The sequence below is a fragment of the Legionella jamestowniensis genome (genome assembly GCF_001467745.1).
GTDB lineage: Bacteria > Pseudomonadota > Gammaproteobacteria > Legionellales > Legionellaceae > Tatlockia > Tatlockia jamestowniensis.
Genome location: NZ_LNYG01000013.1, coordinates 1617219 through 1643619, shown reverse-complemented (window position 1 = coordinate 1643619; position 26401 = coordinate 1617219). Strand labels below are relative to the sequence as shown.

Here is a 26401-nt window from a genome sequence, read left to right as displayed (position 1 = left end):
CTTATCCAGGTTATACACCCATGGCAGGAGCACTGGGTGAATACAATGGTAAGTTTATGGCCAATCAAATGGTTTTACGCGGTGGCTGTTGTGTTACGCCCCAAAATCACATTAGAGCGAGTTACCGCAATTTTTTTCAACCCGAAAAGCGCTGGCAGTTTAGTGGTATCCGTTTGGCCGCAACTATTAAAGGAGAATAATAATGAGCGCTACAATCGAAACATTGCAATGCAGCCAAAATAAGCCGGCTAGTTATAAAGAATTTATGCGAGATGTTTGCGCGGGTTTATCGCGTAAGAATAAGCAATTATCGTCTAAATACTTCTATGATGCAGCGGGGTCTAGATTATTTAATCAAATTACTCATCATCCCGACTATTATCTGACAGGCTGTGAGCTAGAGATTCTTAAGCGTCATAAAAAGGAACTCTCGGTTCTTCTAAAAGACGAAGAATTCAACCTTGTTGAATTTGGCCCCGGAGAGGGTTTAAAAACCACTCTCTTGATCAATCAGTTTCTTAAAGACAATTTGTCATTTACCTATTTTGCGGTGGATATTTCAGGAAAATATTTGGATAGCCTTACAACTAAATTGAAACGAAAACAACCTCTACTCAAAACTGTCGTCTTAAACTCGGATTACATAACTGGAATGGAATGGTTAAGTCTAAACTCAAATAAACGAAATTTTTTATTATTTTTAGGCTCAAGTATTGGTAATTTTGATATTCCTTCTGCAAAAAAATTCTTACAGGCCGTGAGAGACTCCTTGCATGTTGGCGATTATTTTTTAATCGGATTTGATTTACGTAAAGATATTGATGTACTTTTACGTGCTTATAATGATCGAGACGGACTAACCCGTGAATTTAATTTAAATCTTCTAAGACGCATCAATAAAGAATTAGAAGGCAATTTTGATTTGGACTCATTTTACCATTATGGGATCTATAACCCTAACACTGGAGCCATGGAAAGCTATTTAATTAGCTTGAAGGATCAAATAGTTTGTATTGGGGCTTTAAAAAAATCATTTCCATTTAAAAAATTTGAACCCATTCGCGTGGAATCATCTTATAAATATTCCGATTCACAAATAAAAAAACTAGCAAAAGAAAGCGGCTTTGAAATTATTAAAAATTATAGCGACTCAAAAAAATATTTTGTGAATTCTTTGTGGCGGGCTAATTAATTCCTACTGTTCATGGAAAGGAAACGATTTTCGGTTCTATTGATAGCTAGCCATATCGTTGCCCTGTTTGGGATGTTATTGCTTATTTCAATCATTAAAAAATTTACGCTTCTTTTGTACGTTAAACCGTACCAGGAACTCAATTTATTACAGCTTTTTAACTATTTATGGTTCTCACAGGATTATTTTCTGCGGTTAATTTTGATATTTAATTTCATAGTTAAGCCAGTATTCATCTATGTAGTGGTTTTTTTTGCTTTTTTTTCCCTTCTAAAAAATAGGGAACATTCTTGATAACACTGCAGGTATAGGCCCTAATTAATGACATGCACTACAAACGGAAATCCAAATTAGTCATAATGGATTTCCGTCGCTTCAGAAAAATTTACTTAGACTAGCGTCGGAACAACGCCGACAAAATAAATCCAATACCACCTGCGACTAATAATGATACAAAGGGTCTATGGTGTACTTTGTCAGCAACTCTATTTGAATAATCTTTAATATTATTTTGCACCTCATAGACTCTATTTTTTCCTTCTACATATAATTCATTAGCTACTTTTTTACTGTCATTGGCTACTTTTTTACTGTCATTCAACAACGCTGTAGTCGCTTCTCCAAGATGGGATTCCCTTATTTTTTTTTGAGAAGCATTAAAATCATTAGATGATCTGTTTCGTGGTGATGCTTGTGAACTTTTTGTGTCCATTATCGAGTCTCCCTAATTATTAGTAGTCAGCATATGGATACTAGCGAAGTCAGTTTCCATTTTTTAAAGTATAGCAAAGAGACAAAGAGGCAAAAGAAATACTCTATAATTACTAATAGGCAATTTTTTACTCCTTTATGCGTCAAAGATGATGCAATACTGCCAGAGGTAAGCTTTAACCTCTTAAAAAATAAATTTAGTAAAGGGGAGTTACATGACAATAAGAAACGGAATTCTATTACACTGGCTAAAAGATGCTCATGCCATGGAAAAACAGTCAGAGCAAATGCTAAAAACACAAATCTTTCGTCTGGAAAACTATCCTCGTTTAAAAAAACATATGAAACTTCATTTGGAAGAGACAGTTTTCCAACAAATGCAACTTGAAAAATGCATTAAACGCCTGGGCAGTCATTACTCCTATTTAAAAGATTTTTCTGCCAAACTCATTGGCTTGAGTCAGGTTGCCGGAAATATGCTCTCTTGTGACGAAGTTGTACAAGGTGCAATTGATAGTTTTGTGTTTGAAAATCTCGAAATAGCCACTTATACGATATTAATTACTGCTGCAGAAAATGCCGATGATCCTGAAACCAGACAGATTTGTCAGCAAATTCTTCTCCAGGAAAAAGCCATGGCAAATTGGCTTTTAGAAAATTTAAACCAACTTGCAAAAGCTTTTTTGGTACGTTCGGAATTATCCTTTGAAACCGCCAAACGCTAATTATTTTCATGGAACCAGTAATTCGCTAACGCAGTATTCTTGTAATGTGACAAATGTTTCAAAAAGAATTGGTTAGCTTGATTTATCTGATGGGTTTTCAGCAAACTAAGCAAATAGGTTTGTGTATAAAGCTCAACTTGGGCATCACTTCCACCTAATTGGAAACAATCCTCTACGATAGGTTCCAATAGCCCAGCAGCGAGCTGATAATTGTTTTCAACAAAAGCTTTAATCCCGCGGCATAAAGAAAATGTCTTTATCCATAAATCTTTGCTCTTTCCATCAGGAAGCGCATTAATATGAAACTCCATATCCATAAGGGCTTGTTCAGCATAAGTCGGATCAGTTTTAGATAAGCAATAGATAAAATGGGCGTTATTAAACCCAATATAATGTTCGAATGGATGTGAACCCACGTGGGCTAAGATGGTATTATACAATGGGCCCTGTGGCAATCCAGCCAGGTCCATACGCCATAATAAAGAAATTGCATCAAGTTGTTCGAGCAAATTATCCGGTAGAGTACCAAAAATCTGGGGAAAAAGTTCCATGACCTTGGTGTCATCCCGATTTGCCAAATGAAACAACGCTAAATGCCAGGTATTATGTCCCCTTAATAAAGATAAAATATTATCCCAACTGTTCTTAAGTGTTTGTAGCCTCTTGATTCCACCTTGAATGTCACCTTCTAACAAGTAAACATGGGCCAAGGTATGGTGTGCCCAAGGAGTAACTAGTTCGAGACTTACTGCTTCTTCAGCCATCGCTTTTGCCTGGGAGTATTTCCCACAAAGCTCTAAGGCAAAAGAATGCATGGCTAAAAAGTGGGATTCGTCTTGGTTAACTGGAGCACATTTCTCGCATACAGCGAGAAATTGCTGTGCATGATAGGCTTGTCCCGTACAATAAAAAAGCCATTCAGCAAACTTTAAAGCTAACGTATCGCGAGGAAAAAGTTCAAGCAACCCATAAAACAAAGTGAGCGCAGCATCATAATCTAAACGTTGCCATGCCTTTATAGCTTCATAGGTTAATTTTTCTCTTAGGTTAGTGTTTCCTAATAATTTTTCAGCCTGTAAAAGATAGTCTGTTGCTATTGAGGTTGCTATGTCTTCTTGTGCATACAAATAAAATGCAGCAGCATAAGTTTGCAACAATAGATTTTCAGGATGTTCCCTTGCTGCATCAAGAATAGCAATGGCATTATTTCCAGAACCCAATATTTGATCATGAAAATCATTAATACTTTTAATAACCTGAACTGAATTTGTTGTAACGGATAAACCTCGTTGTGTTTCCATAATGAAGATGAAAAGAAATTTACATAATAATAGATTAGCAGCTTTTGAGACTTAATTTTGGTGGGGTAATTTGTACCTGTGACAATAACACATATAAATTATAAAGGCTGGGCATGCAGGCTTCATTTAGCCGCAAAGAAATTAGATAACTCGTTTACAAATCCTATTAATCTTTTCTAATATCTTCAGCGGTTAAAGGTGTTCCATCTTTTTTGTAATGTAGTAAAGCTAATCAATGCACTAATATAGAATGGGACAGTAGACAACTTGCTACAATTATTGCTATGGCCTTCTTTTTCCGCTAATGTCATAAGCTTTTGTAAAATGGATTATAAAACATGGATCATGCTTTAAACGGATTACTATCGCGACTTCATGCGGAGGAAAAGTGCATGATAGCGCAGTTGCATCAATTCTGTTCAATTAATTCAGGCACTGAAAACCTGCAAGGGTTAGCCCAAATGTCACAAGCATTGGAAGCCGCATTTAAACCCTTGGCCGATGATATACAACGCCCTCCCCTGCCAATGATTTCTACCGTCAATATGAAAGGAGAAACCATCACGCAACGCTGTGGTGATATTCTTTTTATTCGTAAACGACCTGAATTAAAACGTCGTATTCTTCTAAGCGGCCACATGGACACCGTTTTTGCAGCCAATCATCCTTTTCAAGAACTAACATATGTAAATGAGAATCATCTGAATGGTCCCGGTGTGACTGACATGAAAGGGGGGCTCATCGTCATGCTTCATGCCCTTAATGCTTTTGAGGAAATGACAAGTGCTAATAAACTAGGATGGGATGTCGTCATTAATGCTGATGAAGAAATTGGTTCCCCTGCATCCAGTACCTTTTTTGATGAAATTGCCGCAGATTATCAGACCGCTTTAGTCTACGAGCCAGCAATGGACTCAAAAGGCAATTTAGCGAAAAATCGTCGAGGAAGCGGTAAGTTAACACTTATCGCTACAGGAAAAGCCGCTCATGCAGGAAGAGCTTTTTATGAAGGGCGGAATGCGATTAGTTATTTGGCCGAGGCAATTGTAGCAATTCATGCTCTTAATGGCCTACGCGAAAATGTTACCATCAACGTGGGTAAGATTGCGGGTGGTGAAGCTTTAAATGTCGTTCCTGACAAGGCAGTAGCTAAATTAGATGTTCGTATTGAAAAAAATGAAGATGAGCAATGGGTAAGAAACCAATTACACGCCATCATTGAGAAAATGAGACGTGAAGATTATTCATTAACCCTCCATGGCAGTTTTGGTCGTCCCGTAAAACGAGTTTGCCCCGCCACTGAAAAATTATTTGCTCGAATACAACGGCTAGGGCACTTGCTTAATTTATCGATTCATTGGGAAGACAGTGGTGGTTGCTGTGACGGTAATAATCTTGCCCACCATGGACTAGCCGTAATTGACACATTAGGGGTCCGGGGAGGAAACATTCATAGTTCCAGTGAATACATTTTATTGGACAGTCTAGTTGAACGTGCTGCACTTAGTACTCTCTTACTCCATGATTTAGCCCAGGGTGGGCTTGAGGAACTACGTGTATGATGTTATTTCGCAGCGTTCGTAAAGCAGATCTGAATGCCGTTTACCGACTGGCCAAGCATAGTGGCATCGGCATGACCACACTCCCCAAAGACAAAGAGGTGCTAGAGAGAAGGCTGGAATGGGCTTGCGCTTCTTTTCAAAAAGCGGTGAATCAACCTGTGAGCGAATATTATTTATTTGTCCTTGAAGACCCCGCCACTGGAAAAATAATTGGGACTTCAGCGATAGAGGCCGCAATCGGCCATGATCTACCTTTTTATTCGTACAAAGTTCTAAAAAGAACACGCATTAGTTATTCGCTCAATATACGAAGTGATTACGAAATATTAAGTCTCGTCAATGATAATCAGGGGCGTAGTGAAATTTGTACACTTTTTCTTGAGCCTGAGTATCGCCATAATAATAATGGATTACTTCTTTCAAGAGCCAGATTTTTATTTATGGCCCACTACCCCGCTCGCTTTGCTTCTACTGTAATTGCTGAAATGCGTGGCATTTCAGATGAAGAAGGACATTCACCATTCTGGGATAATGTCGGGCGCCATTTTTTCCACATGCCTTTCCCTGAAGCCGATCGTCTAACCATTTCAACCAATAAACAGTTTATTGCTGATCTAATGCCAAGAAACCCCATCTATGTAAAACTGCTTGCACCGGAAGCTCAAGCAGTTATAGGGAAACCTCATCAATCAACAGTTCCAGCAATGAATATCCTCATGCGAGAAGGATTCCGCTATAACGCGTATGTTGATATTTTTGATGCAGGTCCTACCATTGAAGCACCGCGTGACCAAATTCGAACCATTGCCAGCAGTCGTATAATGACGGTAAAAAACATTAGTGATGAGGTAAGTTCCAAGCGATTTTTATTAGCCAATACCAAGCTCGATTTTAGAGCTACGATTAGTCAAGCAGTTTTAAATGAACAGCAATGTTCCTGTATTATCAGTAAAAAAACAGCTGAATTATTAGCAGTCAGCAAGGGGGATTGTGTGCGTTTAGCCCCCCTCCAAATCGAGGAACCTACTATCTACAGTGAGTCCAAAACATGAAAAGTCATCAAAGTAATACAGCAACTCATTATATAGACGGCAAATGGAGACAAGGGGAAGGTGAATTACTCCAGTCAAGAAACCCTGCCGATGGCAGTATTGTCTGGCAAGGCAATCATGCAACAGCAGAAGAGATTCTAATGGCTTGTGAAGCAGCACATTTAGCATTGCCGGGGTGGGCCGCCTTAAGTGTGTCAGCTCGGGCAAGTTACCTGCAAAATTTTGCTAAAGAAGTGAGTGCCAAACAACAAGAATTGGCCTATTTAATCGCATTGGAAACAGGGAAACCGTTGTGGGAAACAAAAACGGAAGTTAACTCTGTCATTGCCAAAATTGATTTATCGATTAAAGCTTACCAAGAGCGCACCAATGAAAGAGACTTTAGTACAGCTGATGCACAAGCCTATCTTCGTTATAAACCTCATGGAGTAGTAGCCGTTCTTGGGGCTTTTAATTTTCCCGCGCACTTAAGTAATGGCCACATTGTGCCTGCCCTTTTAGCAGGAAACACAGTGATTTATAAACCGAGTGAGTTAGCCCCTGCTGTTGCCCAATTTATTATTCAGTGTTGGCACGAAAGTGGTTTGCCACAAGGTGTTATCAACTGTGTTCAAGGGGGTATTACTTCCAGTCAAGCTCTGCTAACAACTGACATCCAGGGCGTTTATTTTACTGGTAGCTATAAAGCCGGCCGCTCTATTCATCAATATTTCAGTGGCCGCCCTGATATTATCCTAGCCTTGGAAATGGGAGGTAATAATCCCTTAATCATTGATACAGTAAATAATATGGAGGCTGCCGTTTACCATACTTTATTATCAACAATGATTACTGCCGGACAACGCTGTACCTGTGCACGACGACTTTTTATCCCTAATACTAGTCATGGAGATAAATTTTTATCACAGCTAATTCAAGCTTGTAGGCAACTGAAGGTAGCCCCTTTTACGCATAAACCAGAGCCTTTTATGGGACCTGTAATCAGCCACGAGCATGCACTCCATCATTTAAAAGCGCAGGAACATTTAATTGAATTAGGGGGTAATCCTTTACTAACCATGTCTTTAATAAAAGAAAATACCGGTTTTCTTTCGCCTGGTATCATTGATATGACTGGCATTAAAGAAGCTCCTGATGAAGAAATGTTTGCTCCGATAAGTCAAATTTATAGATATGAAACTTTTGATGAAGCACTGGTGATGGCAAATCATACGCGCTATGGTTTATCAGCAGGGTTACTCAGTGACAGCAAAAAAAATTACCAACACTTCTATCACAGCATTCGGGCAGGATTAATTAACTGGAACCGACCTACCACTGGCGCTGCCAGCAGCCTTCCTTTTGGTGGGGTCGGCTGTAGTGGGAATCATCGCCCCAGTGCCTATTTTGCCGCAGACTATTGCGCTTATCCAATTGCGAGTTTAGAACAAGCTGAATTGATACCACCTTTACAATTACTCCCTGGGATTCAACTGGAATAATATTATGGCTGTTTTTGAATTAAATATGGATGGATTGGTAGGACCAACCCACCATTACGCCGGTTTGGCAGCAGGTAATCTAGCATCAACCAACAATGCTTTAAGTCTATCCAATCCACAGGTTGCCGCACTTCAAGGGCTTGCCAAAATGCGATTATTACATGGCTTAGGATTAAAACAAGCAGTGTTGCCACCTCACCAGCGCCCTAATCTGCATTTACTTTATCAACTGGGTTTTAATGGCAGCGCCGCTCAACAAATTGCAAAAGCGCATCAAAATGCTCCTGAGCTGCTCAGTGCCTGTTATTCTGCCTCCAACATGTGGACGGCAAACGCCGCAACGGTTTCTGCAAGCCTAGATACGGATGACAGACGTGTTCATTTTACTGCGGCCAATTTAATTAGTAATTTGCATCGTCATCAAGAAGCTGATTTTTCACATTACTTATTAAAATACCTGTTTTCAAATGACCGTTATTTCCAGCATCATCCGTTGTTGCCTAAAAGCACTACTACAGGGGATGAAGGTGCAGCCAACCATAATCGACTGTGCAAAAACCATAGTAGTCCTGGAGTTAATCTCTTTGTTTATGGAAAGAAAGGACTAACCACCACAATGACTAGCCAGGAACCAGAGAAATATCCCGCAAGGCATACCCTAGAAGCTTCACAGGCAGTTGTTAGAGCCCATCAATTAGATCCTCAACGAGTTATTTTTGCCTGTCAAAATCCCACAGCAATTGATCAGGGCGTATTTCACAATGATGTCATTGGGGTTGTCAATGAATCAGTTTTATTAGTTCATGAGGAAGCCTGGCTGCAACAAGCCACGATTTTTCAGGAAATCCAGAGAAAAACTGATTTCCCTGTAACCATCATAGAAATCAAGCGTGAACAACTCACCGTAACAGAAGCAGTGAACACCTATCTTTTTAATTCGCAACTTATAACGTTACCAGACTCAAGTACCACACAAACTCGGATGGCATTAATTGCCCCCATTGAGTGTCAAATTAATGAACGTGCCAAAACGGTGATTGATGAGCTTATTGCAGATAATTCCAATCCTATTGTTGACGTACATTTTCTAGATTTAAAACAAAGTATGCGCAATGGAGGTGGTCCCGCTTGCCTTCGTTTACGTGTTCCTTTAAATGAAAACGAGCTACAAGCCATGCATCAAGCTATTTTAATCAATGAAAAGTTGCTAAATGAATTGGAGGCTTGGGTTAAACGCCATTACCGCTCCCAGTTACATGCGAATGATTTAGCAGACCCCTCGCTGGTAAATGAAAGCTTAACTGCGCTGGATGAGTTAACCCGTATTCTGACCTTAGGCTCTATTTATCCTTTCCAACGTGAGACAAACCGCTGATGTGGAAAACTTTTTGGGGAAACTGTATTCACAAGTCAACGAAAGGCATTTATGTTTACGAAAATTTATTGTTCCGGTGGCTAAGATTCAAAGGCACCGCCCTGCAAACACTTCTGAACCGCTATTTTCCACATCGTCCCGCTCTTTATTATGTGAACCCCCTTACTTTATTTGTCCGGCTGAATCCGGGCAGTTGTTGTATGTTTGGGCTTGGCGGTGCGGGCGTCGCTCATGCTCTTTCTCCTTTTAATAAGATTAAACTCACTGTTGTGGAATATGATAGTGAAGTCATTGACATTGCAAAACAATTTTTTTTCCTTGATAAACTTGAACATTTGGAAGTTGTTCACCAGGATGCCCAGGTATTTGCGATGCAGACAGATAGAAAGTTTCAGCATATCCTAGTAGATCTTTTTACGGATGAGGTTTTTCCTGAACAATGTAATTCTGAGGAATTTTTCAGCCATTGTAGGCGAATATTAACATCAGATGGCATCCTTGCGGTTAATCTCGCAAATCGCAACGAGCAATGGCCTATATTTCAATTGCTTCGAAAAAACTTTCAAAATGCCACGCTGGCAATTTCAGTTAAAAAATCTGCAAATATTATTATCTTTGCCACCAAGCAGAATTCAGTCAACTACCTAACAGAGAAACTTAGACAAAACAAGACGCTAAAACGTCTTTTTTGGGATGAAAAATGGGGATGTATCGCAGAATTAAAAGATTGAAAAGTTTTTCCAACATCAGGATGATTATTTATCCATTTGAACAATATTCAATCAAATGCTATGGTGAAAATACCACCTCGTTTTATTCGAAGAATTTTTATGCGAAAACCTTCTAAGCAAAAAAGTGCAAAAAAAGAGAGAAATGAAAAAAAAATTTCACCCAATAAGTTGACCGATGTAAGCGGTGGAAGATTTACCCCAGGAGGTAGATTACCTGGTGAGGGTATACCCGGCTCCAGATGATTGACCCTATTCGGTGCAAACTTTGGCTGTGGGTTCCTCAAGATAGCCAGCCTTCAGCAACAATTAGCCTTCTTCCCTTCAGCATCACCTAAGAAGTGAGAGTGGGTTACGGCAGATCTTTTTGTTCTAATGATCTCGATTCAATCCCATTGAAACATTGGACCACTGTGTACAAAGTCTGTCTCTTGATCATATCTCTGCCTTACATCCCGCTGCTTGTCCCACGGTTACATGTTTTTGGACAGCATTTCTTCCTCCGCGTACAAGCCGCAGGGTGCAAAACAGCAGTTAAATTTCCATTAAATCTTTCTCTTTCTCTACCAATAATGCATCAACGTCCGCGATGTATTTATCGGTTAGCTTTTGAATGAGTTCATTTGCACGACGCTCGTCATCTTCCGAGATTTCTTTAGCTTTAACCATCTCTTTAAGATGATTGTTGGCATCACGACGAATATTACGAATGGCAACACGACCCTGTTCACCCTCACCTCGTACCACACGAATCATTTCTTTACGACGTTCTTCAGTTAAGGCTGGCATAGGAACACGAATAGCGTTTCCAGCAGTTGCAGGGTTTAATCCTAAATCTGAGGTTAAGATTGCTTTTTCTACAGCAGCGACGATTGATTTTTCCCATGGGGTCACCAGTAAAGTACGCGAATCACTAACAGTGATATTGGCCACTTGGTTCAATGGTGTAGGATTGCCATAATAATCAACCTGAACATGGTCCAAGAGACTAGGATTAGCACGGCCAGTGCGGATTTTAGTTAAATCATGTTGTAGTGTTTCAACTGTTTTTTTCATACGCTTTTCAGCGTCCTGCTTAATATCATTGATCATGGTTTGCTCCTACTATGGTTCCAACCCGTTCACCTAGAACAATTCTCTTCAGCGCATTTGGAGCTGCCATATCAAATACCTGCAGCGGCATCCCGTGATCCTGGCATAAACAAATGGCTGTTGAATCCATTACTTCTAATCCCTCTCGCAACACTTGTTTGTAAGTTAAATAATCATAACGAACAGCGTCAGGATTTTTAAAAGGATCTGCTGAATAAATGCCATCAACCTTCGTTGCTTTTAATACAACATCCGCACCCACTTCGATTGCTCTTAAGCAGGCTGCAGAATCAGTAGTAAAAAATGGATTGCCTGTACCCGCTGCAAAGATGACGACGTGACCATTACGTAAATGGGTAATCGCCTTACGTCGATGATAAGGGTCTACAATCCCCAATATGGGAATTGCAGACATGATGCGCGCAGGTAAATCAATACGCTCCAAGGCATCACGCAGAGCCAGCGCATTCATTACAGTGGCAAGCATGCCCATGTGATCACCCGTTACACGACCAAGACCAGCTTCCGACAACGCCTTGCCTCGAAATAAATTACCGCCGCCAATGACTATACCGACCTCAACTTCCATACGAATTAATTCGGCAACGTCTGTAGCCATGCGGTCAAGAATTGATGGGTCAATACCAAATTGTACTTTACCCATCAATGCTTCACCGCTGTATTTTAGCAAAATACGCTTATATTTTAATTGCGAGTGACTGGAATTCATCATTAATCACGAACCTGAGCCATTACTTCTTCGACGAAATTGTCCTCTTTCTTTTCAATGCCTTCACCTACTTCAAAGCGTGTAAAAGAAACGACTTCAGCATTCTTTTCCTTTAACAATTGACCCACTTTTTTGTTAGGATCTTTAACGTAAGGCTGTCCCAGAAGGCTAACTTCATCGACAAATTTGTTGATACGACCTTCGATCATTTTATCGATGATTTCCTGTGGTTTACCGCTTTCACGAGCTTGGGCTGTAAAGATTTCTCGCTCATTTTCAATCGCTTCTGCAGAAACTTGATCACGATTAACAACCATGGGACGACTAGCAGCAATATGCATAGCGATATCTTTTGCAAGCGATTCATCGCCATTTTTCATATTCACGAGAACACCTATGCGGCTACCATGCAAATAATGGCCAATTACACCCTCAGAAGACATTCTTTCAATACGACGCAATTTAATATTTTCGCCAATTTTGGCAACAAGCTCTTGTCTTGCCTGCTCGACAGTGACATTACTTCCCGACATCGTTTCGTTGGATAACGCATCAATATTGGCAGCTGAAGAAGCCAATGCTGTTTCACTAACTTTAGATGCAAAGTTAGTGAAATTCTCATCGCGGGCAACGAAATCAGTTTCACTATTAATTTCAAGCATCACTGCTGCACGTCCATCCGCAGAACGAGCAATAACAATAACACCTTCCGCTGCAACACGATCGGCTTTCTTGTCTGCTTTAGCTTGACCAGCTTTACGCATTTCAATAATTGCCTGCTCGATATCACCATTAGTGGCGATCAGGAATTTTTTACATTCCATCATTCCCGCACCAGTACGCTCTCTTAATTGCATGACTAATGAAGCACTAATTGACATATTCCACCCTCCACATAGCAAAAAGGGGGTACGTTAATGAATCAACGCCCCCCTCCTCTTTAAAAGTTAATTATTCATCTGCAGTTTTTTCTACTTCTTTATTATTTGCAGGAACTTCAACGAATTCAGCGTCTGATGCGACACCACCTACAGTATTACCTTGTTTGGCGTCAAGAATAGCATCTGCAATACAGCGAACATAAATATCTACTGCACGCATAGAATCATCATTGCCTGGAATAACATAATCAATGTTATCAGGACTATTATTCGTATCAACGATCCCAATAACAGGGATTTTCAAGCGGCGAGCTTCCTCAACTGCAATGTGCTCAAATCCTACATCGACTACAAAAAGAGCATCAGGTAGACCACCCATATCTTCAATACCACCCAATCCGCGCTCCAGTTTTTCTAATTCGCGGGTGAGCATTAATGCTTCTTTCTTAATCATCATGCTAAATGCGCCTTTTTCACGCATTTCTTTTAATTCTTTAAGACGGAAAATAGATTGACGTACTGTTTTCCAGTTTGTCAGCATACCGCCTAACCAGCGATGATCAACATAAGGCATACCACAACGCTTGGCATGCTCACGAATGCTATCTTGTGCTGCTCGTTTGGTACCTACGAATAGAATTTTTGCCTTGTTAGATGCTAAACGACCGACATAGTTAACTACATCATTTAGCATTGGTAACGTTTTTTCCAGATTGATAATGTGGATTTTATTTCTAGAACCAAAAATATAAGGTGCCATCTTTGGATTCCAAAAACGGGTTCTATGGCCAAAGTGAGCCCCCGCTTCCAACAGTTCACGCATACTAACATTCATATATATTTCTCCAGGGTTAAGCCTCCACGCTTCCCATACGGTACCCTATTGGGACCCCACCGCATGTGACGAAACGTGTGTGTCGTTAAAAAGCGCCGTATTTATACCATAATCCAGCATAATCATCAACTTCATTGACTTTAATTTATTTTTTCTTATTATTAATGTCTCTGATTTGAGGAAAAAATAAAAATCAGTGTCTATAATCGTTGCTGAGGAAGTTTAAAATAATAACTTTTAACTAAGGATAGTAAAATGAAAAAAATATCGCTAGTCGCAATCGTTTTATCATTTGCTTTAGGACAAACTGCTTTTGCTGCTGCTGCAAATGATGATTCTACTTCAACTCAAACCACTTCTACTACTTCTTCCATGGCTTCAGATAAGGGAGCGTGTCCATGTCCTAGCAAGCGCATGCAAGAAATGATGGACTCTTTGAATCTGGATGCTTCACAGCAAGCAAAAATTAAAACTATCAAAGATCAACTGAAACAAAGCCAACAATCAAATTGGGAACAAATGAAATCCATCCGTTCTCAAATTCATGACTTGGTTACAGCAGACTCGATGGATAATTCCAAGTTAGATAGCTTGATTAACCAGAAAAAAGAACTGTTAGGCCAAATGATGAAAGCCAAAATTACCGCTAAACAACAAATTTACAGTGTTCTTAATGCGGATCAAAAATCACAATTCAAGCAAATGATGAAACAATGGGAAGAAAAACGCATGAATCATAAATGCTAAGACATTGTAATCAGTCATAACGTAACCTGGGTTTCGCTTCGCTAAACCCAGGTTACGGCCCCATAGCCCTCACACCCCTGCAGTATACTCAAAGAATTTAATTTTCTTTTATAATTAATAGAATCCAGTCATAATATTGGATGAAAAGATTCTTGTGCTACTATTTATACTTTGTGGATTAAAACATGGCAGTCACAATAAAAACCCCTGAAGAAATTGAAAAGATGCGTGTGGCAGGCAAACTTGCTGCTGAGGTTCTGGAAATGATAGGCCCCTATGTAAAAGAGGGTATCACTACCGACGAACTCAATACAATTTGTCACAATTATATTGTTAATGAACAGCATGCTATCCCTGCTCCTTTAAACTATAATGGCTTTCCTAAATCTATTTGCACATCAATTAATCATGTAGTGTGTCATGGTATTCCAAGTAAAAAAGCTTTGAAAGATGGTGATATCATTAACATTGATGTTACGGTTATTAAAGAAGGCTATCACGGGGATACCAGCAAGATGTTTTATGTTGGTAATCCTTCAATTAAAGCAAAGCATGTGGTCAATATTGCCCATGAATGTCTTTTTATTGGCATTAATATGGTAAAACCTGGAGTACGCTTGGGCGACATAGGTCATGCGATACAGCAGCATGCCGAAAAAAATCGCTGCTCCGTGGTACGGGACTATTGTGGTCATGGCATTGGCCGCATTTTCCATGAAGATCCTCAAGTTTTACATTATGGTATTCCCGGGACGGGTGAAATGTTAAGACCAGGGATGACATTTACAATTGAGCCAATGATCAATATTGGCAAACATCATACCCGCTTGTTGCCGGATCACTGGACTGTAGTTACTAAAGATCATAGTCTTTCAGCACAATGGGAGCATACCTTGCTCGTCACTGAAGATGGGGTTGAAATTTTAACCTTGCGCAATGAAGAACGCTAACCTTGCCCTAAAAAAATCAATTAAACAGTTCAAGGAAGAACTGTGTAAAGAATTTTACCAAAAAAAAAATATTACCGCCCTTACCAATAAATTGGTCGTTTTCATTGATGAGGTATTATTGACTTTATTTCATCAAAACCAATTGGATAAGGATAATAAATTTTGTCTCCTGGCTTTGGGAGGTTATGGAAGGCGCGAATTACAGTTACATTCAGACATCGATTTACTGTTATTACATTCTGAAGATATTTCAAAAGTACACTCCCAGCGGGCCCAGGCCTTTATCCAATCTTGCTGGGACATAGGATTAGATGTAAGCCATCAAATTACCACAGTAGAAGCTTGTGCAGAGCTTGCCAGTAATGATTTAAGTGTCATTTCTAGTATCTTAGACATACATTTAATTGGTGGTTACAGTAATTTGATGGAAGAATTACTTTATAAAACACATCCTCTGCATATGTGGCCTAGCGATCGCTATTTTTTTGCTAAAAAACAAGAACAAATTCAACGCTACACCAAATACGGGGATACAGCGTACAATCTTGAGCCTAATGTAAAAAATGGCCCAGGAGGTTTAAGGGATATCCATATTTTATTAAACATTTGCAAACGCCATTTTGGTGTTAGTAAATTTGCTGAAGTTATTGGTAGTGGTTTTATTACTGACAAGGAATATGAGGAGCTTATCGCTTGTCAACACTTTCTTTGGAAAGTTCGTTTTGCGTTACATATGCTCGCGGGAAAGCAAGAAGAGCGTTTATTATTTGATTATCAAACCAAATTGGCCAGTTTATTTGGTTTTACAGATAAACCACATGGGCTAGCTATCGAACAGTTCATGAAAACCTATTTTAAAATAATCAAACGGCTTCGTGAACTAAACGAAATGTTATTACAATGGTTTGCTGAAGCTATTATTTATCATGAAAAACAACAGATAACACCCCTAGATGCTAATTTTCAGCTCGCCAATGATTATATTGAAGTAAAGCACCCTCAAGTATTCAGGCAAAGGCCATTGGCTTTACTGGAATTATTTTTATGGATGGCTAAACGCCCTGATATTGTGGGCGTTCGTGCAAGCACTATTCGCTTAATTCGGGAAAATTTGCATTTATTTAGTCATAAAATTCGTAAATCTCAAGCAGCGACAACCTGTTTTCTTGCCATTTTTAAAACGGCTGAAGATCCCTTTGCAACACTCCAACATATGAATCGATATGGAATTCTCGGCTATTACCTGGATAGCTTTGCAGCAGTCACAGGACAAATGCAGTATGATTTATTTCATGTCTATACCGTGGATCAACATACGCTTTTTGTTATTCGTAATCTCACCCGGTTTTTAAAAGCAGAATATGCTGGCCAGTTCCCATTAGCAGCTCAATTAATGCCCGCGATAAAACAACGTGAGATTCTATACCTCGCAGCCCTTTTTCATGATATTGCCAAAGGTCGGGGCGGTGATCATTCAGAATTAGGGGCTGAAGAAGCCCATCAGTTTGCTTGTCGTCATGATTTAAGTGAGGCCGAACGCAGTTTATTGGTATGGTTAGTTCGAAATCATTTGCTAATGTCACAAACTGCACAGCGTCAAGACATTTATGACCCTAAAACCGTTCAAACCTTCTGCAGTCAACTTCCTCAAACAGAATACTTAGATTATCTTTATTTACTAACCGTGGCTGACGTTTGCGCTACCAATCAAAAACTCTGGAATACTTGGAGAGACTCTCTGCTAAAAGAACTTTATCGAGCAGCTCAATTTGCCATGCAGGAAAAAAATTTACTGGATGAAGCAGCGATGATTAAGGCTCGCAAAGAACAAGCGATGAAGCTTTTATTTAAAGATGGTTTCCATCAAGAGACCATCGAGAGCTTGTGGTTTCATTTTAAAGATAAATATTTCTTGCATGAACCCGCTGATGTGATTGCCAGACATACTAAAGCTATAATCAACACTAAAGAATATCCTTTAGTGTTAATTATGCCTCATCACAGCCAGGGCGGCACTGAAGTTTTTATTTATATGCCACACCGTGATGAGCGTTTCACAATTACTACTACTGTACTAAGCAATCATTATGCGACTATTCAGGAAGCTACTATTTTAACCTGCAATAATGGTTATGATTTGGACACCTATATTATTTTAAATGAACAACATCAGGCTTTTTTTGCCAAAGAACGCATTATCACCATTCAAAATGCGCTAAAAGAGCAACTTACCAACAACGAAGAATTACCAACGACAACAAGGCGCAGGCTTTCACGTACTCAGGCTCACTTTAATTTAAAACCGCAAATAAGCTTTAGTGAGGACGATCAACTTCATCAAACCAGCCTCTTTTTAATTACAACCGACAGACCAGGGTTACTTGCTACGATAAGCCGTATTTTTTTAACCCTAGATATCAATTTACATAATGCGAAAATTGCTACATTTGGGGAACGCGTGGAAGATATGTTCTTTATCACGACAAAAATAGGAAATCCTTTGAGTAAGGAAGAGAAGGAGCAATTAAAACATGCATTAATACGTAAACTATTTACCGAAAATCTCTAAAAAGAACAATCCAATCACCACTAGTTGCGGCAACGCATTTTTTTGAAACACAACTATTTTAGACCTACTAAACTTAAGTAAGAAATACATGATTTAAGTGAATACGATGAAGCGAGTTTTTTTACTTCTTCTTATATTAGGGTTAATGGCTAATGTATGGGCTGAAACAGCAGACAAGCCTTTCTCTGAAAATATCCTGCAACTGCAAATTTATCTCGATCAAAAACATTTCAGTCCAGGAAAAATTGACGGCATTCAAGGAAAATTTACACAGCAAGCCCTGAAGTATTATAAAGATGCGAATCCTAATGTCACCGATCAAGCCCTTAAACAATCTTTAAAAAATATATCGCCTCTCTTTACAAATTATAAAATAACAACTGATGATAAAAACTTTATCGGTGAAGTACCCCAAACTCCCAAAGAACAATCAAAGAAGAAAAAGTTACCTTATCGTTCGTATGCTGAATTCGTCGCTGAGCGTTTCCATGTGGATTCTGATTTTTTGGCCAAAATTAATCCAGAAAAAGACCTTGGAAAACTAAAACCAGGAGATATGCTCAAAGTACCTAATATCGAGCCTTTTCGTATTGAAATAATAAAAGAAGGCAAAGATGCTGAAAAAAAAGCCTATTTTTCCAATAGAAGCATTAAGATTAACACCAAAGAGCGGATGCTAAAACTTTATGAAGATGGGCAACTTTTGGCTGTTTTCCCAATCACACCGGGTTCAGAACATTTACCAGCACCTAAAGGCACCTGGAAGCTTATGTCTATTACCTACCTTCCCTGGTTTCGTTATGATAAAAAAATGCTCACAAAAGGGCGGCGCAGCGACAATTATTACCAGCTTCCGCCCGGCCCTAATAGTCCTGTGGGGGTTGTTTGGATAGCTTTGAATAAAAAAGGAATAGGAATACATGGCACAGATAAGCCAGATACCATTGGGCGTTCAGCCAGCCATGGCTGTATTCGTTTGTCCAATTGGGATGCAATAACACTCAGCAAAATGGTGACTCCAGGAATCAAAGTGGAGATTGATTAAAACTATTACCTAAAAAAACTTATCAGCAGAATATTACTCTTCATCCGGATTTAACGGTGCAACTGGTTCTGTTTAAAAAAAATTTGCTATTTGAATAGATATTCTACTTCTGATGAACTAAGACTATTTTTATCGAGATAGGTCACAATTATAAGGTCAGCTTCTTTTCACTTTGAAAAAGTCAATCAATAAACAAGCGCAATCATGCTGCATCATTCCTTCATCAATTATCACTTGATGATTTAATGGGTAACCTTGCAGTAAATTGTATACGGATCCTGCTGCACCCGCTCTAAAATCTCGAGTAGCGAAAACCACTCGCTTTATACGAGCATGTACGAGGGCGCCTGCACACATTACACAAGGCTCTAGCGTAACATAAAGTGTGGTATCTAATAAGCGATAATTTTGAAGTTGCATGGCAGCATCACGGATAGCAATAAGTTCGGCATGCGCACAGGGATCATTGGTTTGCAATACTTGATTCCAACCCTTTCCTAGAAGTTGATTCTTGTGATCAACTAACACCGCTCCAACTGGAACCTCACCCTGCTCTTTAGCCTTTAAAGCGAGACTATAAGCTTCAGCCATCCAAAATGAATCATTTATTCCCATTCGATTGTCGCAGGAGGCTTGCCAGAAATGTCATAGGTTACCCGAGATACACCAGAAACTTCATTAATAATGCGGTTAGAAACACTGCCTAGAAAATCCCAAGGCAATTGCGCCCAGTGTGCCGTCATGAAATCGATTGTTTCTACAGCACGAAGACAAATGACATAATCATAGCGTCTTCCATCCCCCATTACACCTACACTTTTCACGGGTAAAAAAACGGCAAAAGCCTGGCTAACCTTGTGATAAAGATCGCCTTCTTTTAATTCTTCGATAAAAATAGCATCTGCCTGGCGTAAAATTTCGGCGTATTCTTTCTTAACTTCACCTAAAATACGGACACCCAAACCAGGTCCTGGGAATGGATGACGATAAACCATTTCATAGGGTAAACCCAATTCAAGCCCTATTTTTCGAACCTCATCTTTAAATAACTCACGCAAAGGCTCCAGAAGTTTCAAATTTAATGTTTCAGGCAACCCCCCTACATTATGATGAGATTTAATAACCATTGAGGCACCATTATTTTGGGTTGCAGCAGACTCGATAACATCAGGATAGATAGTGCCTTGAGCTAGCCATCGGACATTAGGCAAGCGCTGAGCTTCTTCATCAAAAATGTCAATAAACGTATGGCCTATGATTTTGCGCTTTTTCTCAGGGCAATCTACCCCTTTGAGAGCATTCAAAAATTTGTCTTCAGCATCAACAGCAATAATTTTTATTCCCATGTGTTCACCAAACATGGTCATCACTTGTTCTTTTTCATTAAGCCGTAATAGTCCCGTATCCACGAATACACAAATTAATTGCTTTCCGATGGCTTTATGTAACAAAGCAGCAACCACGGAAGAATCCACACCGCCAGAAAGCCCCAATACCACTTGCTCATTACCTACTTGTTGACGAATGGTATGGATAGCTTCGTCAATAATGTTATCGGCTGTCCAATTGGTTTCAGCGTGACAAATATCAATGACAAAGCGTTGTAAAATACGCAAGCCTTGCAGGGTATGAGTTACTTCGGGATGAAACTGCAAGCCATACCATGGCTTGGACTTATGGGCCATACCAGCAATAGGGGCATTACGTGTTTCACAAATAACTTCAAAATCAGGCGGTAACTGGGCTACTTTATCCCCATGACTCATCCAGACATCCAGTAGTGCAGTACCCTCTTCGGTGGTTCGATCTTCAATATTCTCCAGCAATTCACTATGCCCATGCAAACGTAGCTCCGCATAACCAAACTCACGCAGGTCAGAAGATTGTACTTGCCCGCCCAATTGGACAGCCATGGTTTGCATACCATAACAAATACCTAATAACGGAATTCCTGAGGAAAATAGCCATTCAGGCGCCCTGGGATTAATATCCAGGGTGACTGTTGAAGGACCTCCTGATAAGATCACACCACATGGATTAATGGTTTTAAGTCGTTCTACATCAAGGTTATAAGGATGAATTTCACAATAAACCCCCATCTCTCTTACTCTTCTTGCAATTAGCTGTGTGTATTGCGAACCAAAATCGAGAATAACAAGGGGTTTTCGTTTAATTGTTGTCATAATTAATTGTCATCAATTTGATAATTGGGAGCTTGCTTAGTAATACTTACATCATGGACATGGGATTCACGCATGCCAGCATTGGTTACCTGAACAAATTTGGCATTCTCATGCAGTACCTCTATCGTTTTGCAGCCTGTATATCCCATACAAGAACGCAAGCCACCCATTAACTGATGAATAATGGTTTGTACCGGCCCTTTATAAGGTACCCGCCCTTCAATGCCTTCCGGCACTAATTTATCGTTCCCCTGACTTGCGTCTTGGAAATAACGATCACTGGATCCTTGTGTCTGTGACATAGCGCCTATTGAGCCCATGCCACGATAACTTTTATAAGTTCTTCCTTGGTAAAGCTCTATTTCTCCCGGGGATTCTTCAGTGCCCGCAAACAAACCACCTAACATTACCGTGTCTGCCCCTGCTGCCAATGCCTTACAAACATCTCCAGAAAAACGAATACCACCATCAGCAATTATAGGGGCTCGACCTTTAAGTCCTTCAGCAACATTCGCGATAGCGGTAATTTGAGGAACACCTACCCCGGTTACAATTCGCGTAGTACAAATAGAACCTGGACCGATTCCCACTTTCACCGCATCAACACCGGCTTCCACCAAATCAAGCGCTGCCGCAGCGGTTGCAATATTGCCACCTATTACCTGGACATCGGGGAAATGCTTTTTGATCCAGGAAACACGATTGAGTACACCCTGGGAGTGACCATGAGCTGTGTCTACAACAATAACGTCTACGCCAGCATCAACCAATGCTTCAACTCGTTCGTCAGTGCCCTCTCCAACACCAACAGCAGCACCTACACGTAGCTGTTCGGAACTATCTTTGCAAGCAAAGGGGTTTTCCTTGGCTTTTTGAATATCCTTGACTGTGATTAAACCACGTAAATTGAATGCATCATTAACAACAAGCAATTTCTCAATGCGATGTTTATGCAATAAACTGCGGACCTCTTCTCTGCTGGCACCTTCTTTAACCGTAACAAGCCGATCTTTTGGGGTCATTACTGCACTAACGGGCAAAGACAGGTTTGTCTCAAACCGAATATCTCGACTGGTCACTATTCCAACTAGAAGTTCACCCTCAATCACAGGCATTCCAGAAAAGTTAAACTTGGTCATTATATCCAGCAATTCTTTAACAGTAATATGGGGGGAAACAGACACAGGATCTTTCACCATACCGCTTTCAAATTTTTTAACTTTCCTAACTTCTTCAGCCTGAACAGCAATTCCCATATTTTTATGAATAATACCTATGCCCCCTTCTTGCGCCATAGCGATGGCTAACCGAGCTTCGGTTACTGTATCCATCGCAGCAGAAAGCAAAGGGATATTTAATTCAATTTCACGTGTCAAGCGGGTTTTCAAAGACACATCTTTTGGTAACACAGTGGAGCGGGCAGGAATCAACAACACATCATCAAAGGTCAGTGCTTGCTGTACGATAGAAAACATACCACACTCCTAGAAAATTAAATTAACCGAACATTATACAAAGATTATAGAAAATGGCAAATGAATCTGTGTGATTTCCTCAAGGCAGACCATAGCATTTTGAATTAATTTAACACCCCCATCTTGCACAAATAACCGTCATCCCGAGCAAAACGAAGGATGACACCTTGTTGATTACAATTTAAATAAAATATAATTTTACCCTGTGTGTTTTCTAAAGATTAAGCCCGGCATGAACAGATGCTACAAAATCTTTTAGAGAAATGCACAATTTTATTTGCTCGTGTTAATTTTTTTTCAATAAAACACTTTGTATCAGCCGCATCTTTTGAGTCATCGCGCAGCCAATAGAAAAGCGAAGCCACATAAATTGCTGTTAAACCAGTTTCCTCTATCGCTCGATGCAAATAACTCGCCGAGCGTTGTGCGGATTCACGCCACCATTGTACAGTCCTACTAATACGAAGCAGCAATGAAAAATGCGTATGTAAATGGCCTGGTTCAAGCTGAGCATACATCATCTCTTTTGCTACCTGTCGATGCTGTTGAATGTACTCAAACCAGGTGATTAGTAACAAGGCTAAACGCTCCTGGGTAGGAAGCGCCATAATTTCTGGCTCACTTCCTTTCATAATCATTGCCCTGTCAGCCCGGTCAAAAAAAACATTAACCAGCTCGTTTTTTTCACGAAAATAACGCTGAATCTCTGCTAAGTTAACATTAAGAGTATGAGCAATATCAAATAATCGTAAATTTTCCCAAGAACTCTTCTTGGCAATGGTAAGCGCTGTATCAACGATTTTTTCAGCATTTAAAAGCGGAGGTTGCATGACTATTCCTTTCTTTTTCCGAACCTATAATTATTAGTATAGAAGGATGCATGACTATGCTGTAAAAGGATAAAATTTCATCTAAAAATAAAATTTAAAATACCCTTTGTTTTTTCTTAAAAAAATAAACGAAGTCTGGCCTCATCATCATCCCTATTTTATTTTTCTTAAATTATCTTTTTAAAACTATTGATTAAATTTTAATTTTTATAGCCAAAACTTGAATAAATGAATTTCAGCTACTACGCTTCACAATGAAGCATCATCACTTTAATTATTTAATATTTGAACTAATTGTATAATATTAATAACCTATCCATGCAAGGATGCTATCATGAAGAAAATAGTATTTTTGTTGTTAATTGTAGGCTCTTCAGCGCTAGTTTCTAGCTGCGGATTTTCAAATTGCTGTGGCACAAGTTCTTGTGGTGGCTGTGGTAGCTATACCGTTGCTTGCTGCGGCTCAAATGGCTGGTACTAATCATTTTAATTCAGGTCATTATGTACACCAAAACCGGATTATGTTCATCATAATCCGGTAGCTATTTTTGTAAATTATTTCTCTTTCTTATTTATAAAAAAAACTCACAATTCTTTAAATTACCCCATTTTTATAAAACGCAGACAACAAATGAAATTTAAGGATAAATTAATCTTCTTTAAGCTTGAATTGCATAAACAATAACGTGTAAACTGAGCTAAAAAGTGTAACTTACTACAGGAAGGTTTAACGTTGGCTAAAATTATAGTTGTCACATCAGGTAAAGGTGGTGTAGGCAAGACCACAACTTCAGCAGCAATCTCTTCTGGACTCGCCATGCGCGGCCATAAGACTGTTGTTATTGATTTTGATATAGGTCTCAGAAATCTTGATATTATTATGGGTTGTGAGCGCCGGGTTGTATATGATTTTGTTCATGTCATTAATGGGGAAGCTAATTTAAATCAAGCCCTTATTAAGGATAAACGTTTACCTGATTTGTGCATTTTGCCTGCTTCCCAAACGCGCGATAAAGATGCTTTAACACTTGCTGGGGTAGAGAAAGTGTTAAATGATTTATCCAATGAATTTGAGTTCATTGTTTGTGACTCACCAGCAGGAATTGAAACTGGGGCTTTAATGGCAATGTATTTTGCTGATCACGCTATCGTTGTAACGAATCCAGAAGTTTCCTCCGTGCGCGATTCCGACAGAATTTTAGGGATTCTGGCCAGCAAAACAAAAAGGGCTGTTGAGAATAAAGAACCCGTTAAGGAACATCTACTATTGACCCGCTATGACCCTGAAAGAGTTGCAAAAGGAGAGATGCTATCTGTTGAAGACGTTAAAGAAATTCTTGCAATACCTCTAATTGGCGTTATTCCTGAGTCAAAAGCCGTGCTAAAAGCTTCTAATACTGGAACCCCTGTGGTTCTTGACGAAATGAGTGATGCTGGCCTAGCCTATCAAGATGCTATTGCTCGTTTCTTGGGAGAAAGTCGCCCTATGCGTTTTGTAAATACCGAACGCAAAGGATTACTTCGTCGCTTGTTCAGTAAAAACAAGGAGGACATTCCAGCATGAGCCTATTTAGCTATTTAAGAAAACGAAATAGTACAGCCTCAGTAGCAAAAGAGCGCTTACAGATTATTATTTCACATGAACGTTCACAACGAAATACACCAGACTATTTACCTAAACTTCAGGAAGAGATTTTGGCTGTCATCGCAAAATACATTCGTGTTAGTCGTGATCAGGTGAGTGTCAATCTGGAACGTTTAGGCGATAGTTCTGTTCTTGAACTTAATGTCACTATGCCAGATGACGCCCTTGAGGAAGCTTAAGCCCAACTTAAATAGGATCTCTTATTTAAATTACATGTAGTAAATTAATACAAAAACTGCCAACGCAATTGAAAGCGCTATTAGCGGCCTTTTTAGTATACGGTATGCCGCTTGAGAAATGCCATGTTTAGCCATGATTCGCAGCATGTTTAATTTTTCGTGGTGTTTTTCACTTAACAACATGCCATTAGGAGCTAGAAATTTTCCTTCCACATTAAATCGACATTCCTCTGTTGGCTCAAAATATCCAGGACCATAATCAATGAGTAATTGCTCTCCCTTTGCAATATTTTTTAAGGCAATAAAACCGACAACCTCTATGCCATACAGTAGATACCATCTATAAGCTAGATTGGCATAAAGCAGCGATGGTTCAACTTGCTTTACTCTGGTTCGTGCTGGAGCATGATTTATAAATCGAGCAATGTTACTATAAGAGCTAGCATCTGTTCCCATTCCTAGCACATCAAAGCGTGAACTAAAATGATAACGCTTTATTTCTGGGTTGCTTGTTTTTACACCATAATAGAAGCAAACAAACTCCCCACGTAGAATGGCTTCCCTGGCGTACACACCAAAACCAATAAATTCATTAATGTAACGTAAGTCGCATTTTTCAAAAGGTTCAGCTTTATACAAAAAGGCGCAGGTCTGTTTATCAAAATCAAAAAGGACATCTCCATTGACCTTTCTCGGCAAATCCTTTAACGAGAGTGTTTGCTCGATTATCAAATTATCGATATACCGAAAACGATACCCTGATATATGACTGAGTAAATTATTCATTTGATGTATGTCAATCCAGCTTTTAGCAGGTTTGTTATAATCTAGAGAAAAAGGAATTTGATAAGTTTTTTTTAATGAAAGAAACTTATGCGAAGGTGAAATTACAAACTGACACTCGTGGGGCTTTTCTGCCCAAAGAAGGGTAGCGTAAATATATCTAGCTGTCTTTAATAACTCGTCAATATTATCATAACTGTAATGATATCTATTAGAGTTTGATTGCAAGGATGGATAAGTCAACAATGGATGCTGAAAATTAATATCTTGTAAGCTTTTTAAATCTCTCTCTTCACCATCAATTATGCATATCTTTGAAGCAACATTCAC

27 protein-coding genes (1 of these 27 running past the window's edge) are annotated in these 26401 nt (G+C 39.4%); 16 read left to right on the top strand and 11 right to left on the bottom strand.

The features are described from left to right. Both egtB and egtD read left to right on the top strand, forming a co-directional pair. A protein-coding gene (egtB, locus tag Ljam_RS11665) for an ergothioneine biosynthesis protein EgtB (RefSeq protein WP_058450189.1) crosses the window boundary here: on the top strand, positions 1-200 show its 3' portion. 1075 nt of this gene lie to the left of the window's left edge; only the last 200 of its 1275 coding nucleotides appear in the window; the start codon falls outside the window, past its left edge; the stop codon is at positions 198-200. A gap of 2 nt (positions 201-202) precedes the next feature. Further along, the gene (gene egtD, locus Ljam_RS11660; RefSeq protein ID WP_058450188.1) at positions 203-1192 is read left to right on the top strand and encodes an L-histidine N(alpha)-methyltransferase; all 990 of its coding nucleotides are present in this window, start codon (positions 203-205) and stop codon (positions 1190-1192) included. A gap of 394 nt (positions 1193-1586) precedes the next feature. On the opposite strand, the gene Ljam_RS11655 is transcribed toward egtD, so the two are convergent. Continuing rightward, positions 1587-1904, bottom strand: a complete 318-nt coding sequence (locus tag Ljam_RS11655; RefSeq protein WP_058450187.1) for a hypothetical protein — start codon at positions 1902-1904, stop codon at positions 1587-1589. Positions 1905-2118: 214 nt separating this feature from the next. Between Ljam_RS11655 and Ljam_RS11650 the strand changes: the two genes are divergently transcribed. Beyond that, positions 2119-2628, top strand: coding sequence for a ferritin-like domain-containing protein (locus Ljam_RS11650; protein ID WP_058450186.1), 510 nt, complete (start codon positions 2119-2121; stop codon positions 2626-2628). On the opposite strand, the gene Ljam_RS11645 is transcribed toward Ljam_RS11650, so the two are convergent. Beyond that, positions 2625-3929 (bottom strand): tetratricopeptide repeat protein, encoded by a 1305-nt coding sequence (locus tag Ljam_RS11645; RefSeq protein ID WP_058450185.1) that lies wholly within the window; start codon positions 3927-3929, stop codon positions 2625-2627. The genes Ljam_RS11650 and Ljam_RS11645 overlap by 4 nt on opposite strands. Before the next feature lie 338 nt (positions 3930-4267). Between Ljam_RS11645 and Ljam_RS11640 the strand changes: the two genes are divergently transcribed. From Ljam_RS11640 to Ljam_RS15245, 6 genes are all read left to right on the top strand, one after another. Then, on the top strand, positions 4268-5491 hold the full coding sequence (locus Ljam_RS11640) for a hydrolase (protein WP_074882045.1): 1224 nt from the start codon (positions 4268-4270) through the stop codon (positions 5489-5491). After that, complete coding sequence (gene astA / locus Ljam_RS11635; protein WP_058450184.1) at positions 5488-6543, top strand: arginine N-succinyltransferase; 1056 nt, start codon at positions 5488-5490, stop codon at positions 6541-6543. Before Ljam_RS11640 ends, astA begins: the two co-directional genes overlap by 4 nt. Continuing rightward, positions 6540-8024, top strand: a complete 1485-nt coding sequence (gene astD, locus Ljam_RS11630) for a succinylglutamate-semialdehyde dehydrogenase (RefSeq protein WP_058450183.1) — start codon at positions 6540-6542, stop codon at positions 8022-8024. The genes astA and astD overlap by 4 nt, the downstream gene beginning before the upstream one ends. Before the next feature lie 4 nt (positions 8025-8028). After that, positions 8029-9399, top strand: coding sequence for an N-succinylarginine dihydrolase (gene astB, locus Ljam_RS11625; protein ID WP_058450182.1), 1371 nt, complete (start codon positions 8029-8031; stop codon positions 9397-9399). Then, on the top strand, positions 9399-10130 hold the full coding sequence (locus Ljam_RS11620) for a spermidine synthase (RefSeq protein WP_058450181.1): 732 nt from the start codon (positions 9399-9401) through the stop codon (positions 10128-10130). Before astB ends, Ljam_RS11620 begins: the two co-directional genes overlap by 1 nt. Positions 10131-10229: 99 nt before the next feature. Continuing rightward, entirely contained in the window at positions 10230-10373 is a 144-nt protein-coding gene (locus Ljam_RS15245) for a hypothetical protein (RefSeq protein ID WP_156411930.1), read from the top strand. A gap of 288 nt (positions 10374-10661) precedes the next feature. Here Ljam_RS15245 and frr read toward each other — a convergent pair whose 3' ends face one another. The 4 genes from frr to rpsB all read right to left on the bottom strand — a co-directional run bounded on the left by frr (position 10662) and on the right by rpsB (position 13665). Continuing rightward, positions 10662-11219 carry a ribosome recycling factor gene (gene frr / locus Ljam_RS11615; protein ID WP_058450180.1) on the bottom strand — a complete coding sequence of 186 codons (558 nt, stop codon included), beginning with the start codon at positions 11217-11219 and terminating at the stop codon, positions 10662-10664. After that, entirely contained in the window at positions 11209-11952 is a 744-nt protein-coding gene (gene pyrH, locus Ljam_RS11610) for a UMP kinase (protein ID WP_058450179.1), read from the bottom strand. The genes frr and pyrH overlap by 11 nt, the downstream gene beginning before the upstream one ends. Continuing rightward, the gene (gene tsf / locus Ljam_RS11605) at positions 11952-12830 is read right to left on the bottom strand and encodes a translation elongation factor Ts (protein ID WP_058450178.1); all 879 of its coding nucleotides are present in this window, start codon (positions 12828-12830) and stop codon (positions 11952-11954) included. The genes pyrH and tsf overlap by 1 nt, the downstream gene beginning before the upstream one ends. Positions 12831-12900: 70 nt before the next feature. Then, positions 12901-13665, bottom strand: a complete 765-nt coding sequence (rpsB, locus tag Ljam_RS11600; RefSeq protein ID WP_058450177.1) for a 30S ribosomal protein S2 — start codon at positions 13663-13665, stop codon at positions 12901-12903. A gap of 255 nt (positions 13666-13920) precedes the next feature. On the opposite strand from rpsB, the gene Ljam_RS11595 reads away from it, so the two are divergent. The 4 genes from Ljam_RS11595 (at position 13921) to Ljam_RS11580 (ending at position 18976) form a co-directional block, all read left to right on the top strand. Further along, positions 13921-14412 (top strand): Spy/CpxP family protein refolding chaperone, encoded by a 492-nt coding sequence (locus Ljam_RS11595; protein ID WP_058450176.1) that lies wholly within the window; start codon positions 13921-13923, stop codon positions 14410-14412. 185 nt (positions 14413-14597) lie between these two features. Then, positions 14598-15362 (top strand): type I methionyl aminopeptidase, encoded by a 765-nt coding sequence (map, locus tag Ljam_RS11590; protein ID WP_058450175.1) that lies wholly within the window; start codon positions 14598-14600, stop codon positions 15360-15362. Next, positions 15349-17931: a [protein-PII] uridylyltransferase gene (gene glnD / locus Ljam_RS11585; RefSeq protein ID WP_058450174.1), complete on the top strand. Its 2583-nt coding sequence runs from the start codon at positions 15349-15351 to the stop codon at positions 17929-17931. The genes map and glnD overlap by 14 nt, the downstream gene beginning before the upstream one ends. A 106-nt stretch (positions 17932-18037) precedes the next feature. After that, positions 18038-18976 (top strand): L,D-transpeptidase family protein, encoded by a 939-nt coding sequence (locus Ljam_RS11580; RefSeq protein WP_058450173.1) that lies wholly within the window; start codon positions 18038-18040, stop codon positions 18974-18976. Between the two features lie 156 nt (positions 18977-19132). Here the strand turns inward: Ljam_RS11580 and tadA are convergent, their stop codons facing one another. From tadA to Ljam_RS11560, 4 genes are all read right to left on the bottom strand, one after another. After that, positions 19133-19585, bottom strand: a complete 453-nt coding sequence (gene tadA / locus Ljam_RS11575; protein ID WP_058450811.1) for a tRNA adenosine(34) deaminase TadA — start codon at positions 19583-19585, stop codon at positions 19133-19135. Beyond that, positions 19582-21159, bottom strand: coding sequence for a glutamine-hydrolyzing GMP synthase (gene guaA, locus Ljam_RS11570; protein WP_058450172.1), 1578 nt, complete (start codon positions 21157-21159; stop codon positions 19582-19584). Before guaA ends, tadA begins: the two co-directional genes overlap by 4 nt. Positions 21160-21161: 2 nt before the next feature. Beyond that, on the bottom strand, positions 21162-22634 hold the full coding sequence (gene guaB, locus Ljam_RS11565) for an IMP dehydrogenase (protein WP_058450171.1): 1473 nt from the start codon (positions 22632-22634) through the stop codon (positions 21162-21164). 221 nt (positions 22635-22855) lie between these two features. Next, the gene (locus Ljam_RS11560) at positions 22856-23464 is read right to left on the bottom strand and encodes a ubiquinone biosynthesis protein COQ9 (protein ID WP_058450170.1); all 609 of its coding nucleotides are present in this window, start codon (positions 23462-23464) and stop codon (positions 22856-22858) included. Between the two features lie 334 nt (positions 23465-23798). Here Ljam_RS11560 and Ljam_RS15240 point away from each other — a divergent pair, with 334 nt between their 5' ends. The 3 genes from Ljam_RS15240 (at position 23799) to minE (ending at position 25288) form a co-directional block, all read left to right on the top strand. Further along, on the top strand, positions 23799-23945 hold the full coding sequence (locus Ljam_RS15240; protein ID WP_156411929.1) for a hypothetical protein: 147 nt from the start codon (positions 23799-23801) through the stop codon (positions 23943-23945). Positions 23946-24197: 252 nt separating this feature from the next. Then, complete coding sequence (minD, locus tag Ljam_RS11555) at positions 24198-25028, top strand: septum site-determining protein MinD (RefSeq protein WP_058450169.1); 831 nt, start codon at positions 24198-24200, stop codon at positions 25026-25028. Further along, a complete protein-coding gene (gene minE, locus Ljam_RS11550) occupies positions 25025-25288 on the top strand; it encodes a cell division topological specificity factor MinE (protein ID WP_058450168.1) in 264 nt (87 codons plus the stop codon). Before minD ends, minE begins: the two co-directional genes overlap by 4 nt. 30 nt (positions 25289-25318) lie before the next feature. On the opposite strand, the gene Ljam_RS11545 is transcribed toward minE, so the two are convergent. Continuing rightward, positions 25319-26401: an SET domain-containing protein-lysine N-methyltransferase gene (locus Ljam_RS11545; RefSeq protein WP_058450167.1), complete on the bottom strand. Its 1083-nt coding sequence runs from the start codon at positions 26399-26401 to the stop codon at positions 25319-25321.